We start from the raw sequence: 17,515 nt of genomic DNA, 5'->3' as shown, positions 1-17,515 counted from the left end.
CTAATCTTTTACAAACACGGCTACTCAAAAATATCACTAATATCAAGTCGATTGTGCTGGTGCCACATGTTTATGATTAAATCATCAAGATAAGAGGGAAATGGATGATAGCCTGGGGCATAATTGTGTTCTAGAATCAAGCGGGCAGCCAGATTGTGGGCATAAAAAACGGGATCGATAAAATGCAACAAGGTAGGGTGTTTAAGAGCAAAATTAACAGGCTTTCGTGAACATAAAACTTTGGCATGATTAAAATTGCTGCCGATCTCATCTGTAGCTCCCATATTGGCTATGTAAGCTTGGCTGCAATCCGTGGGGTTTAGGTATTTGGCTAACTGTCCGGGAATGCCGGTTGCCGTTACAATGCAAAAGGCCTGTTTCGCACGTTCTTTGATGGTTTCCACCTGCGTGGGAGATAAGGCTTCAAAGCCTGATTCAACAGCGCGGTTTAGGGCGCGCTCACTTTGATCGACAACCGTTAGTTTGCTGGTTTCTGTTCCTAAATATCGAGCAATTCCACGCCCTACTTTGCCAAAACCAAAAAGCAGAAAAGGCTGGTTTTTGATCGATTGCTGAGTCAATTCTTGTATTGCCCTAACGAAGGCTTCGCCAGTTCCATACATTCCTTCAAGTTTTTTTAATCTGGAATCATCGACGTTGATGACCGGGAAGGGGATATTGGCTTGACGATAGCGCTCACCTCCGGTTTGTGTCAATTCAACCGCACCTTTGAGAATCTTAATATTTGGCATGTCTAAAACTTCTGCGCAGCAATCCAGTGCGATATCGTATTCGCCAAGCAATTCAAGATGGTTCGGCACATAATCAAGTCCAATGTTTTCCAGGAGTTGCACGATCTGCTCATTCGGTGGGGATAAAAATTGAACGTGAGTCACGGTTACTTCAGCCCCGGCAGCCAATAAAGGCTCAAGCTTAATCAAAGTTTCATGAGTGAGAGGAATATTATGGAGTATTCTCACCCCAAGAAGAGGCTTTGTTTTTTCCCATTGTTCGCGAAGCTCTCGTTGAAGATAGAAATGATTGTCTGGATAAGTTTGTAAATTGTGCGTGATCAAGGAATCTAAATCGTACATGTACTGCCCCTACAACGCTTCTGCAGCTTGACTGCAAGGAGCTAATAAACGGGTAATTAACAGTACTAAGTATAGGAGATAAGTTAAGAATATCTATTATGGTACCGAGGGTGGGACTCGAACCCACACGGTGTCACCACCACCGGATTTTGAATCCGGCGCGTCTACCAATTCCGCCACCCCGGCTTTGTGCGGCCATTATAGCAAAGAAATGGTTGGAAACAAGTGATAGTGAAAATTATTTATCGACTTGTGAATAATTTTCATTGGGATACACTAAGCATTGAGATTCACCAAACTGAACAAAAGCATGAAATCAATTAACTGGATATTTGCATTGATTTGCCTTGGCTTTAGCATGAATACTTATGCGCAGATTTATAGTTGTCCTGATCCGGAAACCACTTCTTTAAAGTGGGGTGAAATCCCCAAGCCGTGGCAGGAAAATCCTTATTCGCCTCGGCCACAAGGAGAGGAAGGAACCAAATTCGTGCGTGCCAATATTTTAGTAGCCGGTACGGGTCGGGGCGTTATTTGTGCCTATCGTAATTCCTTGGGTGTTTACTCTATATGGTGGCCTGTTGCAGTAAAAATTCCTGCACGTGTGGATTATAACTGGATTGAGGTATATGGTGGTTTTCTCTGCACACAATCACTGGGTGATTGTCAGTTCAGTGTGGCCATAGAGCCCTAAAACATTTTGCATCTTTCAGGCGCTGATATGAGAAAGGATTCATGTTGATTCGGTATGCAATTGCATTAATTTTATTGGTAGCTGTCCATCCAGTCTTCGCACTTAATGATAATCCTTGCCTTGGTCCCAATGAGATCCTAAATATTACCAATGGCGGTGGCCATATTTTCAGTCCATGTGTTGTTCCAGCCCAAAAAATTTTGGCTTCGGGCGAATATGAATATCAAACCTTTAAACCTGTAGGTACTCTCGAGAGTTATCCTGAGATTGAGATAAGAATAGGCCTGCCTGGCTCTTCTGAATTGCGTTTTCTACTCCCCAACTACCTGCAGCTGAAGGAGCCTTCCATTGCCGGGACTCAACCGCTGCTCCTCAGTAGCAAGCATCAAGCTTATCAGGGCGGAAACTGGCTGGTGAGCGTGGACGTTGAATTGGCATTTCCTGGCGGAAGTTCTGAATTTGGCAGCTCTAAGATGCAAGGCTCACTGTCTGGAATTGCCAGTTACGCAATCAACGATAAATGGAGTTTAAACACCATGTTGGAATGGAGTTCATTTACTGAGCCTCCAATACTAAACAGTGAGCGCTACAATGTGTTTTCCCCGGATCTTTCGGTTAATTATTCAGCTTCTGATCGAGTGGTGCTGTTCAGTGAACTGTTTTGGCAATCAGCAGTTGGCGTCAATGAACCAGGCGTCACCGTTGCTGATGCAGGATTTCTCTATATGATTAATCCACATTTTGAAGTGGACTTTACTTTTTTTAAACAGTTGGGAAATAATAATCTCATATACCAAAAGGATTTTATGGTTGGGTTCACCCTGTACAGTTAGCTATTGAACTTTAAAAATTTAAGCACAACACTTTGTTTTGGATTTACAGGGCTAATGAGACAAAAACCTAATATAAAAATTAGGATGAGCAGGCACAATATTGAATATGGTAGGGACTTGAGCTCAGCTCCGGTTTAAATTAAGGGATTTACAATTTGCCAAGCGGCCGATATGAAGGCCAATCCAATTACTAAATGGAATTTAATAATTTTTCGATGTCTTTTCGTATTTTTTTAAAGGAAGTAATGGGTAGATATTGCTTTAGAACATTGCCCTTCGGATCGACAAGAATCTTGCTAAAATTCCAGGGGATGAATTTGAAAGGCCTGCGCTTGATGTGCTTTTTAATAAACGCATAGAGTGGCGCCTGATTTTTCCCCTTCACATCAATCTTTGCAAATAATGGAAAACTGACCCGATAGCAACTCTCGGCAAATTCTTTTATTTCTGCATCTGTCCCAGGTTCTTGCTGGGCAAATTGATTGCAGGGGAAGCCCAGTATCGCCAAACCTTCTTCCCTATATTCCTGATGCATGGCCTCCAATTCCTTGTATTGTGAGGTAAAGCCGCAACGACTTGCCACATTGACCAAAAGCATGACTTTGCCTTCGTAGGCTTTTAAATTGGTTCGACCGCCATCCATTGTATCAACAGGAACATCATAAATTGAAGACTGTTGTGTCTTTTGCAGCTTTGAATTCATTACGTCCCTCTCCAAGTTGAGTAGTTTCCTAGATGCGATTTTCAGTGATATCAATCATCATCTGCAAGGCTTTTTTCGCATTATCAACAACCCATTGCTGGTCTTGCGCATTAAGCCGTTGTCTTGATCCACTAAATTCATTGACCAAGTCACCAGGTTTAACTTCATTATAAGAAGGAGCCTTGCCTTGTCTTAAAAGGTCAACCAAAGCAACCAAATGCGGTGGATCATTGCGTGACATGGTGGCACAACCGCAGCCTATCCCTTTGCTGTGGTCTGCTCTTGGTGTCTCCGCCAAGTTAACCACCTCAATATTTAACGACTTACAATATTGTTTTAGATTGTTCACCATATGATTTTCTGTACCGATGGCATAACGTTTTGTTCCAGCCTTATCATGAACCACGTAGTCCCAAATAAAGGCTGTCGATCCAGCTTGCTGCGCCACACGAATGACTTCATTGCGGCACTCTGGATGAACAACCGTGGAATAACCCTGACTGTGCCAATAGTCACACATCTCAGCTTTATAGTGACTGTGGACGGCACATTCACTGGCAAATAAGATTAATTCAGCCTTGTCGAATTGCTCAAGGGTCTTGCGATCCTGGGCCTGTAACGAATATTGCGCACCTGCCGTGCCGCCAGGCCAATAAGCCAGTTGTTTGATGCCAAGCCAGTAGGCAATATTTTCACCCATGTGGCGGTCTGGGATAAACAGTATCTTTTTGTTTTGTTGTCGGGCCCATTCAAAAATTTTTTTTACGTTGGAGCTGGTACATACGGCGCCTCCTTGTGCACCAGTCATCGCTTTGACACGTCCAGAAGTGTTCATGTAGCAAACAGGAAGAATTGATTCAGCGCCGTAGCGTTCGTTTAAATCAAGAAATGCGGGTTCAACCATGAAATCTTTAGCCAGCATTTCCATAGTGCAGCCGGATTTTGGGTTGGTAATGTAAACTTGTTGATGTGGATTGGCTAAAATGGCGATGGATTCCGCCATAAAATGAACTGCGGATTCAATAATGACTGATTTTTCAGCATGAGTGGCAGCCATTAATGCCAATTGGTAAGAATCACCAATTTTACCGCCGAATTGTTCAACAAGTCTTACAATATCGCCACCCATGTAATAATGGGCGAGGAGCAGGAGTTTGTCGCCGAAATGCTCTTGTGCTTTTTTAAGATAAGGGCTCATCCAGGCAAGGATTGTGGTCAGTTTTCGATCGGGCAGTGCCAAATATTCTTCTGCATAGGGTATGAATTCCTCCTGATACCAATCCAGTGGATAATCACTTTGGCAAATACTCATATCATTGGTTACACGCATGAGTGTTTTTTCAGGCTGGTATGTCGTGTCACTTTTGAACATCGGGTACCCCAATTAAATAAAATGAGTTTGCGGTGAAGTTAATCTGGCTATACTTTCTTCAGCTTTTGGATTTTTAGTGGGAAAATCCTCACGAAAGTGGCCACCTCGTGACTCTCTTCTGGATAATGCTGCCCTGACGATCAGCTCGGCATTTAAAACTATATTACGCAATTCAATGAAATCTCGAGTGATGCAATGTTTCCAATAGTATTCTTCGATGATTTTCTTCCGCTTCATGATTAATTGTAGTAGATCTTCAAGTCCAGCTTCCGTGCGTACGATTCCGGCATAAGAAGTCATTTCGCCGCGCAGGCCTCGCCAGTGGGCGTTAATTTGACTCGCACGCCTTGGATTTACCTCTCCGGGTGAACTCCAATTGGGAACATGGTCAATAACTTTGCTGACTGTGCTGATGTCCTTTAGCGTGCAAGGGGCTGCATTGCTGGCCATGACTAAGGCTTCCAGCAAGGAATTACTGGCCAAGCGGTTTGCACCATGCAGGCCGGTAAAAGCCACTTCACCAATGGCATACAGCCTTTTTAAATCAGTTCTGCCATCGACGTCGGTCAGAACCCCGCCGCATTGGTAATGAGCTGCAGGGACGACTGGAATCATATCCTGGCTCATGTCAATGCCAATGCTTAAGAGGGTTTTAAAAATATGCGGAAAACGCTTTTTGAGAAAGGCTTTGGGCTGATGAGTAATATCCAAATAAACAAATCCATGTTGACTTTGCTCAATTTCACTGAAGATGGAGCGGGCGACGACATCGCGGGTAGCCAATTCCATTTGCCCGGGGGCATAACGTTGCATAAAACGCTCGCCGGTTTCGGGGTTTTTCAGTAAAGCGCCTTCACCCCTGACGGCTTCTGAAATGAGAAAATTATTGACGTGGTGATGATGCAACAGCGTAGGATGAAATTGATAAAATTCCATGTTGCCCACTCGTGCACCAGCGCGGTAAGCCATAGCGACTCCGTCACCTGTAGCAATCATGGAATTACTGGTGTAACGATAAGTTTTTCCTGCGCCACCTGTTGCAAGTATGGTGCATCTTGCTAAAAAGGTATCAATTTCATTTTTTTGACAATCCAGGATGTAAGCCCCCAGTACTTCCCCTTGTATATCGGTTCGATGTGGGTGGTAGTGGGTGATTAGATTTACCGCGATATGATTTTCAAAAAGGCTGATTTGGGGGTGTTGCTTGACGGCGTTTAATAACGCCTCCGTTACCGTCAGGCCGGTTTGATCGCCCGTGTTGAAGATTCGTCGATGCGCATGGCCTCCTTCTTGGGCGAGAGCAAAATCGCCTCCGGAGTGTTTCATAAAGTCAATTTGATAATCCATTAAATCCTGGATGACTTGCGGTGCTTGACGAATAATGAATTCCACAGCGGGTTGATAGCATAAGCCGTCACCGGCTTGCAAGGTATCGGCGATATGGGATTCGAGGGAGTCTTCAGGACTTACAGCAGCAGCAATTCCTCCCTGAGCATAACGGCTGTTGCACTCTTCCACCTCAGCTTTGCTGATTAAGGCTATTTTTACCTTAGGCTGCAATTTTAACAACTGCAAACAATAGTTTAAGCCTGCCAAACCAGTGCCCAGGACGAGAACATCAAATTCTCGAGCTTGCCCCTGCTGTGATAAATTGATCATGAAAACGCTTTCACTAATTGAGCAGCCAGACCCGTATATTTTTCTGGTGTTAAAGCGATTAACTGCTTCTTAACCTCATCGGGAATGGTCAGGGAATTGATGAATTCTTTTAAACTTAAGGCATCGATGCCTTGGCCTCGAGTCAGGGTTTTCAATTGCTCATAAGCATCTGGAATGTTATAGCGGCGCATAACGGTTTGTACCGCCTCAGCCAAAACTTCCCAATTGTCATCCAGATCCTTTTTTAAAGCCGGTTTGTTAATTTGTAACTTGTCATTGCCTTTCGCAATGGCCTGAAAGGCGATTAAAGTATAGGCGAAAGCCACCCCAACGTTTCTAAGAACGGTGGAGTCCGATAGATCACGCTGCATTCGGGATTGGGTCAACTTATTGGCAAAATGATTAAATAAAGCATTAGCCAAACCCAAATTTCCCTCGGCGTTTTCGAAATCGATGGGGTTGATTTTATGGGGCATGGTTGAGGAACCTACTTCCTCCGCAATGGTTTTCTGCTTGAAATAATTTAAGGAAATGTAAGTCCAGACATCCCGAGTATAATCCAAGAGAATGTTATTGATGCGAATCATGATGTGTGACACTTCGGCAATGCCATCATGAGGTTCAATTTGTGTGGTGTAGGCACTGAAGGATAAACCTAAGGAATTAACAAATTGTGCGCAGTGCTTGCGCCAGTCGACTTCCGGGTAAGCGATAACGTGGGCGTTATAGTTTCCAACGGCACCATTGCATTTAGCAGGAATAAGGACTTCCGCCAATTGCTGTTGCGGACGCTTTAGACGGGCCACGAAATTGACCAATTCTTTTCCTACTGTAGTAGGCGTGGCGGGTTGGCCGTGTGTTCTTGAAAGCATGGGAATGTCTGCATGTTGTTTCCCCAGAAGCATAATACTGGCTATGATCTCAGCCAGAGCAGGTTGAATCACTTGGGCAATGGCTTCTTTAATCATTAAAGCGTAAGCGACATTGTTAATGTCTTCTGAAGTGCATGCAAAGTGGATAAAACTGCCGTATTTTTTCAAGCTATCAAAATGGGACAGTTTTTCCTGGAGATAGTATTCAACGGCCTTCACATCATGATTCGTCTTTTTTTCATACTCTTTTACTTTTTGAGCTTCTTCTTCATTAAAATTAACTAAAATTTCCGCCAAATACACTTTAGCTTTGTTATCGAGTTCAGCCACTTCTTTGATGTCTTTATTGCCGGCTAAGGATTCAAGCCAACGAATCTCCACCATTAAACGGTAATAAGTCAGGGCAAATTCACTGAAATAGGGACTTAAGACTGAAGTTTTTTTCACATAACGACCGTCTATAGGGGAAACGACATTTAAGGGGGATAGAATCATGGTAAACCGCCGCAATCATAAAGCGCATATAATATTAGATGCGGCGGCAGATGTGAATAAAAAATCTCGGCAATCGCCCGCTCAAACCGAATAGGATTGATAGGGATTGTTTCCAGTAGGTTCTAATTCACCACTGGTTTTTGCATCGGCTTTGTTGTTGGTCCGACCTGTTTCTGATTGTTCAGTGGGCTTAAAAAACAGTTGGCTTTGAGTTTGCGCGAGAGTTGATGCTGCAATTGATTGCTGACTAGAAGGATGGGTGGTTGTGTTAGCCATGTCCTCTGATTCAGGTATTGTAAATGGAGTCCCACCTGCAATTGACTGCTGGCTAGAAGGGTGGCTGACTGTGTTAGCCATGCCTTCCGATTCAGGTACTGTAGATGGAGTCCCAGAATTTTCTGCCGTATGTTTCTGTGCAAGTTTTGCCAGTTTTTTTCGGACAATGGATGCCGCTTGTTTTATTTCGAGGCAACTATCCTTCGAAACGTATTTAAAAACTTGCCAACGGGAATTCGGTTTTTCTCTTAAGCTTTCATTGCTAATGAGGGGGTGGGAGTCACTTCTTTGAAGCCATTGATAGAGGTTTTTTTCAAAATCAATGATTTTTGTAGTTGCGGGTTCAACTCGCCAGGTATCCGTTTTTTCGTCTTTAACTAATTTTACAATCAGGGAAGGATTTTTAATCGACACATTTACAATCAATTCATCCTCAATCAGTTCATCGTCTAAACAGCCGTCTTCATCACGTTCATGGCTAAGAGCTTCTTCAAGCTTGTTCAAACGTCCTAATAAGCTTTCATACTGCTCAATTACAGTTTTAAGTTTAAGCTTCGTAATGGGTTTGGCTTTTTCTAGCTCTTCATTCGCAATGGCTTTGGCTTTTTCTAGCTCTTCATCAGTCAAGGGAATGAAAGATTGGCTGGTTTGTTGAGACTCCCCCGTCAGGTCAGGAACAGGATTGGCAGAGCGGGGTACATCCTCAAGCTGGGTGTAATCGGTATCGTCAGCAATCAGGGAAGTTAATTCATGCAGGCCCCATCCGCGTCTTGTGAATCGTCCACCAGCACGGCCATGAATTGCCCTCAAGATTGGACTAAACCTGTCGTAACCCCGATAAGTTTGCTCAAGAATATGTCTGAAACCCAAGCGATAGCCTTCGGTTACTCCCGAATAGATGCTTTTAAACACATCGGTAATGCTTTGATTGACTAGAAAAACAAAACCAAAAAAAGCGACTGTAGGGATCAATACGAAAGCCCCTAAACTTGCCATTGCTGTTTTAAGCAAGGTCATTAACAGATTATCTGATCTAAATTTTGCCAGTAAAATGAAAGGTGTAAAACCTAAAGCCAGGACAACAGTTAATAAGACAAAGGCCATTATTACCAGGTTAATTAGTAAGGATTTAAGAGGGAATAAAATGAACCCTAGTACAACGCCGGTAAATTTATCGAGGATTTTAAACATATAAACTGAGACAAAGACAAGGCTTAAGGACTGCAACATTAGCAAAATAATTGATTCTAAGGAAGCGGAATTGTGATTCTCAGCATGGCGCGAGTACTGTTTGCAGTTATTAATGAAGCCAGTTCTGCCAAATTTCTGGGGGTTTTGCTATAATGCAGTTCGGATAAATAGTGGGCATTAAGCATGTCAGATAAAGAATTGTATTCCTCACCCTTAGGTCAGAAAACCACATACGTAGAAACTTACAACAGTTCGCTGTTGTTCCCGATTTCTCGTGGGCCCAAGCGCGAAGACATTGGAATTAACAATCAACAGTTGCCCTTTTATGGTTACGACTTATGGACAGCTTATGAACTGTCCTGGCTGAATAATAAAGGAAAGCCTGTGGTGGCCGTTGCTGACATTTTAATCCCTTGCGACTCTCCGAATTTAATCGAATCCAAATCACTGAAGCTTTATCTGAATTCATTTAACAACAGCCATTTTGATTCCACAGAGACGGTGGTGCAAACACTGGTTAATGATTTGAGCAAATCTGCCGGTAGCCCTGTCAATGTGACAATCTTCCCCCCAGAACATTTCTCTTTAAGCCGAATAGAAGACATGAATGGTTTTTGTCTCGATGAACTGGATGTTCGTTGTGATGAATATCAAGTGAATTCTTCGCTGTTAACCATTGAAGGGGAATCTGTGGTCAACGATTATTCAGTGTATAGCCATCTTCTGAAATCAAATTGTCCTGTGACTGGTCAACCCGACTGGGGAACGCTGGCTATTACCTACAGTGGCCCACGGATCAATAATGATTCCTTACTGAAATACATTGTTTCGTTTCGCAATCACAACGAATTCCATGAACAATGCGTGGAACGAATTTTTACGGATTTAATGACTCATTGCCAAGCAAAAGAGCTTTGTGTTTATGCCCGTTACACAAGAAGGGGAGGCTTGGATATCAATCCCATACGTTCAAGCTCTTACATTGCACCGCCCAGAAATATCCGATTATATCGGCAATAATACAGTCAGTTAGCCATGCTTTGATTCATCATGGACTGTCATTCACATCATCGGCTAATTTAAGTAGAATGGTCTTTTTTTAAAGGAAGTCGGGGAAGATTATGGCTGCCGCAGCACATACAATTGATTTTCAACATTTGGGAATGCAAAATCTTGAACAGGTAGGCGGAAAAAATGCTTCACTGGGTGAGATGATTAGCCATTTATCTTCTGCCGGAGTTCTTGTGCCGACAGGCTTTGCCACTACGGCTGACTCTTATCGGGAATTCCTATCACAAAATAAACTTGAGCAAACCATTTACGATTTACTGTCTTCCTTGAATGTTGATGACATCGCCCAATTGACTGCCGTTGGCAAGAAGATTCGTGAAATGATTGTGAATGCCCCTTTTTCAGCCGATTTTGAGCAGGCAGTGCGAGTCGCCTATGAGAATTTGGCAAAATCCATCGGCCATCATGATTTCACCGTGGCAGTTCGCTCCTCAGCGACAGCGGAAGACTTACCGGATGCATCTTTCGCAGGTCAACAGGAAACCTATCTAAACGTTCATGGCGTTGAAGCGGTGTTGACAGCAATCAAACAAGTCTTTGCTTCCTTGTTTAACGACAGGGCGATTGCCTATCGGGTTCACCATGGTTTTGCCCACCATGACGTGGCGCTTTCAGCAGGTGTGCAGCAAATGATAAGAAGTGATCTTGCAGCCAGCGGCGTGATGTTTACCATGGATACAGAGTCCGGTTTTGACCAGGTTGTTTTCATTACCTCATCTTATGGATTAGGGGAGATGGTGGTGCAAGGTGCAGTCAACCCCGATGAATTTTATGTTCATAAACCAGGTTTGTGTGCTGGAAAGCCTGCTGTTATTCGCCGCACTTTGGGAAGTAAAGCGGTTAAGATGATTTATAACGATGACGCCAGTCGAAGCGAGCGGGTTAAAATTGAAGACGTTAACAACGCCGAGCGTCTGGTATTTTCCTTAAGCAATGAAGAAGTCGAACAACTGGCTCGTCATGCGCTGGTGATTGAAAAACATTATGGTCGCCCTATGGATATAGAATGGGCAAAAGACGGCCTGGATGGAAGGTTATACATTCTTCAAGCACGACCTGAAACGGTTAAAAGTCGTGCGAGTTCTCAGGTTCTTGAACGTTATTCCCTAAAGGCTAAAGGAGAAATTTTAACCGAAGGACGCAGCATTGGCCAAAAAATTGGCCAGGGACGAGCGAGAATTATCAACGACGTCAGCGAAATGCATCGTGTTGAAACCGGCGACGTTTTGGTTTCTGACATGACTGATCCCGATTGGGAGCCAGTCATGAAAAAAGCCTCTGCCATTGTAACGAACCGTGGAGGCCGCACTTGTCATGCAGCCATCATCGCTCGTGAGTTGGGTATTCCTGCAGTGGTAGGCTGCGGAGATGCAACAAAGACCATCAAGGATGGGGATGAAGTCACCGTCAGTTGCGCTGAAGGAGATAATGGTTATATTTATCGAGGGTTGCTTCCATTTGAGCAGGAGCGCCTGGATGTGGATTCCATGCCTCAGTTACCACTTAAAATCATGCTTAACGTAGGAAACCCTGAACGTGCTTTTGCTTTTCAAGCCATTCCCAATTCGGGTGTTGGTTTAGCCAGGTTGGAATTTTTAATTTCCAATACCATAGGCATCCATCCTAAAGCGCTTTTGGAATATGAAAAACTTCAGGACAAACAATTAAAATCCCTTATTGATGAGAAAACAGCCGCGTACCCTTCGCCCATAGAATATTATATTGAGCGCTTAAAAGAAGGCATCGCAACCATAGCTGCGGCGTTCTATCCAAAACCTGTAATCGTAAGGCTTTCTGATTTTAAATCCAATGAGTACGCCAATTTAGCGGGTGGGAAGTATTACGAGCCGCACGAAGAAAATCCAATGTTGGGTTTCAGGGGCGCATCCCGCTATGTTTCCGCTGATTTTGCAGAGTGTTTTGCGCTGGAATGCCAGGCTGTGCGGCGTGTGCGTGAAGATATGGGACTCAATAACGTTGAGGTCATGATTCCTTTTGTCCGGACTGTGGCGGAAGCGAAACAAGTCATTGATGTGTTAAAGAAACATGGCCTTGAACGAGGTAAGGAGGGTTTAAGGATTATTATGATGTGTGAGTTGCCTTCCAATGCTCTATTAGCCAGTGAATTTTTAGAATATTTTGATGGATTTTCAATTGGTTCTAATGATTTGACCCAGCTTACACTCGGTTTGGATAGAGATTCTGGTCTGGTAGCTTCTCAGTTTGACGAACGAAATGAGGCAGTAAAGGCATTGTTGCATATGGCGATATCCACCTGCAAAAAAGCTGGGAAATACGTAGGAATATGCGGGCAGGGACCTTCTGATCATCAGGATTTTGCTCAATGGCTGATGAAAGAGGGCATTGATAGTGTCTCCCTAAATCCAGATTCCGTATTGGAAACTTGTCTCTTTTTGGCAAGGCAAAAGTGATGAACGCAAAGGGCAAATACCTGATTCTCTTCGCCTTGCTTTGTCCAGTACTCCTTTACGCGGGGGTACCTGGTGACAACAGTCACGACCCTTTGGCTCCTATTTTGTTATGGGTGACTTTAATCCTATTTGCGGCTCTTGTTGGCCGCTATCTTGCGCAACGATTTCACCAGCCTGCCGTGCTTGGAGAATTGTTGATGGGGGTTTTACTCGGGAACATTTTTTATTATTGGGGACTTCCTCTGGCGACTGTTTTGCGCGAAGGGCCAGCTATTTTTGAGATCGTACGGGATATGTTAGCCGAAGTGCCTTTAGCCCAGGCCGTGAAAAATCATATTAGCAACCCTTATTCTACGCAACAACTGATTGCTGTTCTTGGAGGCCCTCATGGCCTGGATCTGGTGAAAATTGGCAACATCCTGGAGGTATTTTCGCGTTATGGAGTGATTTTCATGCTTTTCATGGTGGGTTTGGAAAGCTCCATGACAGAACTTAAGCATACGGGCCGTGAGTCTTTGCAGGTCGCAATTCTTGGCGTCATTACACCTATTCTTCTTGGTTTTGTCGTCGCTCATTTGCTGATGCCAGAATCCACTTATAAAGTGGATTTGTTTGTAGCGGCAACTTTGGCCGCCACGAGTGTAGGTATTACAGCCCGCGTGTTAACGGAAATGAAAAAACTCAAGACCCGAGAGGCCAGAACCATTCTGGGCGCTGCAATGATTGATGACATTCTGGGCTTGATTCTTTTATCTATTGTTAGCTCCCTAGTTACCAATGAAACAGTCGATTTAACCGTAATTCTCCGTATTATTATCTCGGCATTGTTATTTTTTGTAGCGGTTTTGGCTATTGGACCCAGTATTTTGCGAATGGTTGTCCGATTCTTTAATTATTTTCTAGAGCCTTGGGAAGTAAAGCTATTTTCTGTTTTTATGTTTGTAATGTTTTTGGCTTGGCTCGCAACTTTGGTAGATTTAGCAGCGATTATAGGTGCTTTTTGTGCTGGGCTCATTCTGCACGATGACTTTTTCTTAAACAAAGATCAAGTTGTCGAGGAGCCTAGTATAAAAAGCCTGGTGGCCCCCCTCGAATCCATATTGGCTCCCTTGTTTTTTATTTTGATCGGCGTCCAGGTTAAGCTAGAGTCTTTCTTGAGTTGGAATGTAATCATTCTGGCCACAGGACTTATTGCGGCCGCCATTATAGGTAAATTAGTGAGTGGTCTTGGTGGTGGCAAACGAGATGATCGGTTGTTGATTGGCATTGGCATGATGCCCCGAGGGGAAGTAGGTTTGGTTTTTGCTTCCATAGGCAGAAGTTTAAATGTAATTTCGGATGACTTGTTTTCGGCCATTATTTTGATGGTAATTGTTACTACATTGCTCGCCCCACCATTATTAAAACAGCGATTTAAAAAAAAGAGAAAATTAAAACATGCTGCCCACCCAAAATGACATTTTAAAAGACGTCCGACGTGCCTTGGAAGAAGACTTAGGAGATGGCGACGTCAGTGCTGCTTTATTGCCGCAGGCCTTAATGGCAGAAGCAGAAATCATTTCCCGTGAACCGATGTTAATCTGCGGGCAACCCTGGGTCGAAGCCGTATTTGCTGAAGTTGATCCCACAATTCACTGCGAGTGGTTATGCCAGGAGGGTGAGTGGCTTAATGCGCCTGCTACCCTATGCCGCATCGGCGGTCCTGCTGCTTCAATCTTGACTGCTGAACGAACCGCATTAAATTTTTTACAAGTTTTATCCGGCACAGCCACGCAAGTGCGTCAGTATTTACTTAAATTAGAAGGGACAAATACTCAACTTCTGGATACTCGAAAAACAATTCCGGGATTGCGGTTGGCTCAAAAATACGCAGTGGCTTGTGCGGGCGGCAATAACCATCGAATGGGTTTATACGATGCGTTTTTAATTAAGGAAAACCACATTAAATCTTGTGGCTCAATCAGCAAAGCGATTCAACGAGCCAGGGAAATCCGAAAGGATTTGATGGTCGAAGTGGAGGTTGAAAACCTGAGAGAACTTCAAGAGGCGCTTGCTGCAAGGCCAGATCGGATTTTACTGGATAATTTTAGTTTGGATGAACTCATGGAAGCAGTAAAATTAAATAATCGAAGTTGTGAATTGGAGGCCTCCGGCGGGGTTGAATTATCTACGATAACATCCATCGCGCAAACTGGGGTGAATTACATTTCAGTGGGTGCTATGACTAAGTCCATTCATGCTATTGATTTGAGCTTATTGGTTAGGGAAATAAAATGAATCCACACATTGTATTTACCGGGGGAGGCACAGCGGGGCATGTTACCCCAAATTTAGCTCTTATCGATGTGCTTCAGGATAATGGCTGGCAAATTGATTACATTGGCTCTGAAAACGGGGTCGAAAAAGACATGATTTGTTCTCTGGCTATTCCTTATCATGCTGTAAGCAGCGGAAAATTAAGACGATACTTCAGCTGGCAAAATTTTATAGATCCATTCAGGATCTTACTAGGAATAGGACAAGCTTATTGCCTGTTAAAAAAAATTAAACCGGATCTGGTATTCTCCAAGGGTGGGTTTGTGGCTTTTCCAGTAGTTGTCGCCGCTTGGCTACAGCGCATCCCGGCGATTGCTCATGAATCGGATTTAACCCCCGGTCTTGCTAATCGATTAACTTTTCCCTTCGTCAGTAAAATTTGCCTAACCTTTGCAGCAGCCAAAAAACACTTTAAAAACCAGGACAAAGTTGAGATCACTGGCACTCCAATCCGTGCTGAATTATTTAAAGGATCCAAAGACAAGGGCTTGGAATTATGTGGGTTTAACGCTGATAAACCTTGCCTGTTGGTGATGGGGGGGAGTCAAGGCTCTGCTTCATTGAATGAAGCTGTAAGGCGTTGCTTGCCGGTTTTATGTGAACAGTATCAAGTGGTTCATCTATGCGGTAAGGGAAAAATTGACAAAACCTTATTGAATAGGGTTAATTACTTTCAAATGGAATATGCGAAGGACGAATTGGCAGATCTGCTGGCTGCAAGCGATTTAATCGTCTCCAGGGCTGGAGCAAACGCTTTGTATGAAATTTTGGCTTTGGAAAAACCACACGTCTTACTGCCCTTATCAGGAAAAGTCAGTCGTGGTGATCAATTGCAAAATGCTCGTTATTTTAAAGAGCAAGGCATCAGCACGGTAATTGAAGAAGAGCAGTTATGTGAGAACTCGCTTATGTCTGCTATTCATGAGGTACAAGAAAACGCTCAAGAAATTAGAAAGAAAATTAGAGCATTAGAGATTGAATCTGCTACCGCAAAAATTATTGCTCTAATCAAGGAGGAGATGCATGTTCAATCCCCAGAAGTTGTATGAGTATATTCAACATCAATGGCAGGAAAATATTCTTACAAGTCTTTTTGAATACATTAAAATCCCAAATAAATCACCACAATTTGATCCAGATTGGCAGGCGCACGGCTTTATGGAACAAGCGATTAACCATGTCGCAGATTGGTGTAGGAAAAATGCGCCAAAGAACATGAGTCTTGATGTTGTTCGTTTACCGGGACGAACCCCTCTGATTTTCATGGAAATCCCTGGCAATACCGAAGAAACCGTGCTCCTCTATGGTCATTTGGACAAACAACCTGAAATGACTGGTTGGCATGAAGATTTAGGCCCCTGGAAACCAGTAATTAAGGATGGACGGCTTTATGGGCGAGGGGGGGCCGATGATGGTTATTCCGCCTATGCGTCCTTAACCGCCATTCGCGCCTTGGAAGAGCAAGGCCTTCCCCTCGCCCGTTGTATTGTCATCATCGAAGCCTGCGAAGAAAGCGGAAGCTACGATTTGCCATTTTATATTGATCAATTGAAGGAAAAAATTGGCCAACCGTCCTTAATCATTTGCCTTGATTCTGGGGCTGGGAATTACGAACAGTTATGGATGACCACATCGCTTCGTGGAAACGTAAGTGGGGAATTAACCGTTGAAGTCCTTAAGGAAGGAGTTCATTCTGGGGCTGCCAGTGGCATTGTCCCGGACAGTTTTCGAATCGCAAGACAACTGTTAAGCCGAATTGAGGATGAAAATACTGGCGAAATTAAGTTGAAATCCCTTTATTGCGAAATTCCTGAAGACAGAAAGCATCAAGCTGTGGCTTGTGCAGAAGTATTGGGGGAATCCGTTTACAGGAATTTTCCATTTGAACCAGGAATGAGTGCTGTAAGTCAAAGTAAAGAGGAATTAATTTTAAATCGCAGTTGGCGGCCGGCTTTGACCGTCACCGGGGCATCTGGTTTGCCAAGCATTGCCGATGCCGGGAATGTTTTAAGGCCTAAGACGTCTTTAAAATTGTCAATGCGGCTTCCTCCTTTAATTTCACCTGAACTGGCGGCTTCGGCTATGGAAGAAGCTCTCAGCCAAAATCCTCCCTATCACGCCAAGGTATCCTTTAAGGCTGATCACGGTTCTATAGGTTGGAATGCTCCCAGAATGGTTGCCTGGCTAGAAGAGGCAGTCAATGAGGCTTCAATGGCTTTTTACCAAAAGCCTGCTGCATACATAGGCGAGGGCGGGACAATTCCTTTTATGGGAATGCTGGGTGAAAAATTTCCTGAGGCCCAGTTCATGATTACAGGGGTACTCGGGCCGCATTCAAATGCCCATGGTCCCAATGAGTTTCTGCACTTGGAAATGGTAAAAAAATTAACGTCTTGTGTGGCCTTCGTCCTTCACTCACATTTTCAACAAACAACACTCGACAGATAAAAAAAAACTTGCGATACTCATTACTTCTTGCGTCCGCGAGAAGTAATTGGTTGTTTTTA

At 43.7% G+C, this 17,515-nt stretch carries 14 protein-coding genes and 1 tRNA gene; 8 read left to right on the top strand and 7 right to left on the bottom strand.

The features are described 5' to 3' along the window. Window positions 1-20: 20 nt before the first annotated feature. Both EL203_RS09230 and EL203_RS09225 read right to left on the bottom strand, forming a co-directional pair. The gene (locus EL203_RS09230) at window positions 21-1,094 is read right to left on the bottom strand and encodes a Rossmann-fold NAD(P)-binding domain-containing protein (protein ID WP_058469744.1); all 1,074 of its coding nucleotides are present in this window, start codon (window positions 1,092-1,094) and stop codon (window positions 21-23) included. Window positions 1,095-1,193: 99 nt separating this feature from the next. Next, a tRNA-Leu gene (locus EL203_RS09225) sits at window positions 1,194-1,280 on the bottom strand. Window positions 1,281-1,452: 172 nt separating this feature from the next. Here EL203_RS09225 and EL203_RS09220 point away from each other — a divergent pair. Continuing rightward, entirely contained in the window at window positions 1,453-1,788 is a 336-nt protein-coding gene (locus tag EL203_RS09220; protein ID WP_375232612.1) for a DUF3757 domain-containing protein, read from the top strand. A gap of 41 nt (window positions 1,789-1,829) precedes the next feature. Next, window positions 1,830-2,621, top strand: coding sequence for a transporter (locus EL203_RS09215; RefSeq protein ID WP_058469742.1), 792 nt, complete (start codon window positions 1,830-1,832; stop codon window positions 2,619-2,621). 190 nt (window positions 2,622-2,811) lie between these two features. Here EL203_RS09215 and EL203_RS09210 read toward each other — a convergent pair whose 3' ends face one another. The 5 genes from EL203_RS09210 to EL203_RS09190 all read right to left on the bottom strand — a co-directional run bounded on the left by EL203_RS09210 (window position 2,812) and on the right by EL203_RS09190 (window position 9,189). Beyond that, the gene (locus EL203_RS09210) at window positions 2,812-3,324 is read right to left on the bottom strand and encodes a glutathione peroxidase (RefSeq protein ID WP_064108343.1); all 513 of its coding nucleotides are present in this window, start codon (window positions 3,322-3,324) and stop codon (window positions 2,812-2,814) included. Window positions 3,325-3,352: 28 nt separating this feature from the next. After that, window positions 3,353-4,696, bottom strand: a complete 1,344-nt coding sequence (gene nadA, locus EL203_RS09205) for a quinolinate synthase NadA (RefSeq protein WP_058469741.1) — start codon at window positions 4,694-4,696, stop codon at window positions 3,353-3,355. A gap of 12 nt (window positions 4,697-4,708) precedes the next feature. Then, window positions 4,709-6,355 (bottom strand): L-aspartate oxidase, encoded by a 1,647-nt coding sequence (gene nadB / locus EL203_RS09200; protein ID WP_058469740.1) that lies wholly within the window; start codon window positions 6,353-6,355, stop codon window positions 4,709-4,711. After that, on the bottom strand, window positions 6,352-7,722 hold the full coding sequence (purB, locus tag EL203_RS09195) for an adenylosuccinate lyase (RefSeq protein ID WP_058469739.1): 1,371 nt from the start codon (window positions 7,720-7,722) through the stop codon (window positions 6,352-6,354). The genes nadB and purB overlap by 4 nt, the downstream gene beginning before the upstream one ends. 81 nt (window positions 7,723-7,803) lie before the next feature. After that, window positions 7,804-9,189 (bottom strand): hypothetical protein, encoded by a 1,386-nt coding sequence (locus tag EL203_RS09190; protein WP_058469738.1) that lies wholly within the window; start codon window positions 9,187-9,189, stop codon window positions 7,804-7,806. Between the two features lie 183 nt (window positions 9,190-9,372). Between EL203_RS09190 and queF the strand changes: the two genes are divergently transcribed. The 6 genes from queF to EL203_RS09160 all read left to right on the top strand — a co-directional run bounded on the left by queF (window position 9,373) and on the right by EL203_RS09160 (window position 17,456). Beyond that, on the top strand, window positions 9,373-10,209 hold the full coding sequence (queF, locus tag EL203_RS09185; protein ID WP_058469737.1) for an NADPH-dependent 7-cyano-7-deazaguanine reductase QueF: 837 nt from the start codon (window positions 9,373-9,375) through the stop codon (window positions 10,207-10,209). Window positions 10,210-10,310: 101 nt separating this feature from the next. Then, window positions 10,311-12,692 carry a phosphoenolpyruvate synthase gene (gene ppsA, locus EL203_RS09180; protein WP_058469736.1) on the top strand — a complete coding sequence of 794 codons (2,382 nt, stop codon included), beginning with the start codon at window positions 10,311-10,313 and terminating at the stop codon, window positions 12,690-12,692. Continuing rightward, window positions 12,692-14,149: a cation:proton antiporter gene (locus EL203_RS09175; RefSeq protein WP_058469735.1), complete on the top strand. Its 1,458-nt coding sequence runs from the start codon at window positions 12,692-12,694 to the stop codon at window positions 14,147-14,149. The genes ppsA and EL203_RS09175 overlap by 1 nt, the downstream gene beginning before the upstream one ends. After that, a complete protein-coding gene (nadC, locus tag EL203_RS09170; protein ID WP_058469734.1) occupies window positions 14,130-14,969 on the top strand; it encodes a carboxylating nicotinate-nucleotide diphosphorylase in 840 nt (279 codons plus the stop codon). Before EL203_RS09175 ends, nadC begins: the two co-directional genes overlap by 20 nt. Next, a complete protein-coding gene (locus EL203_RS09165; protein ID WP_058469733.1) occupies window positions 14,966-16,057 on the top strand; it encodes an undecaprenyldiphospho-muramoylpentapeptide beta-N-acetylglucosaminyltransferase in 1,092 nt (363 codons plus the stop codon). The genes nadC and EL203_RS09165 overlap by 4 nt, the downstream gene beginning before the upstream one ends. Beyond that, window positions 16,032-17,456 carry a M20 family metallopeptidase gene (locus tag EL203_RS09160; protein WP_058469732.1) on the top strand — a complete coding sequence of 475 codons (1,425 nt, stop codon included), beginning with the start codon at window positions 16,032-16,034 and terminating at the stop codon, window positions 17,454-17,456. The genes EL203_RS09165 and EL203_RS09160 overlap by 26 nt, the downstream gene beginning before the upstream one ends. Window positions 17,457-17,515: the final 59 nt, after the last annotated feature.

The organism is Legionella jordanis (assembly GCF_900637635.1).
Classification (GTDB): Bacteria; Pseudomonadota; Gammaproteobacteria; order Legionellales; family Legionellaceae; genus Tatlockia; species Tatlockia jordanis.
This window is presented reverse-complemented; position numbering and strand designations above follow the sequence as displayed.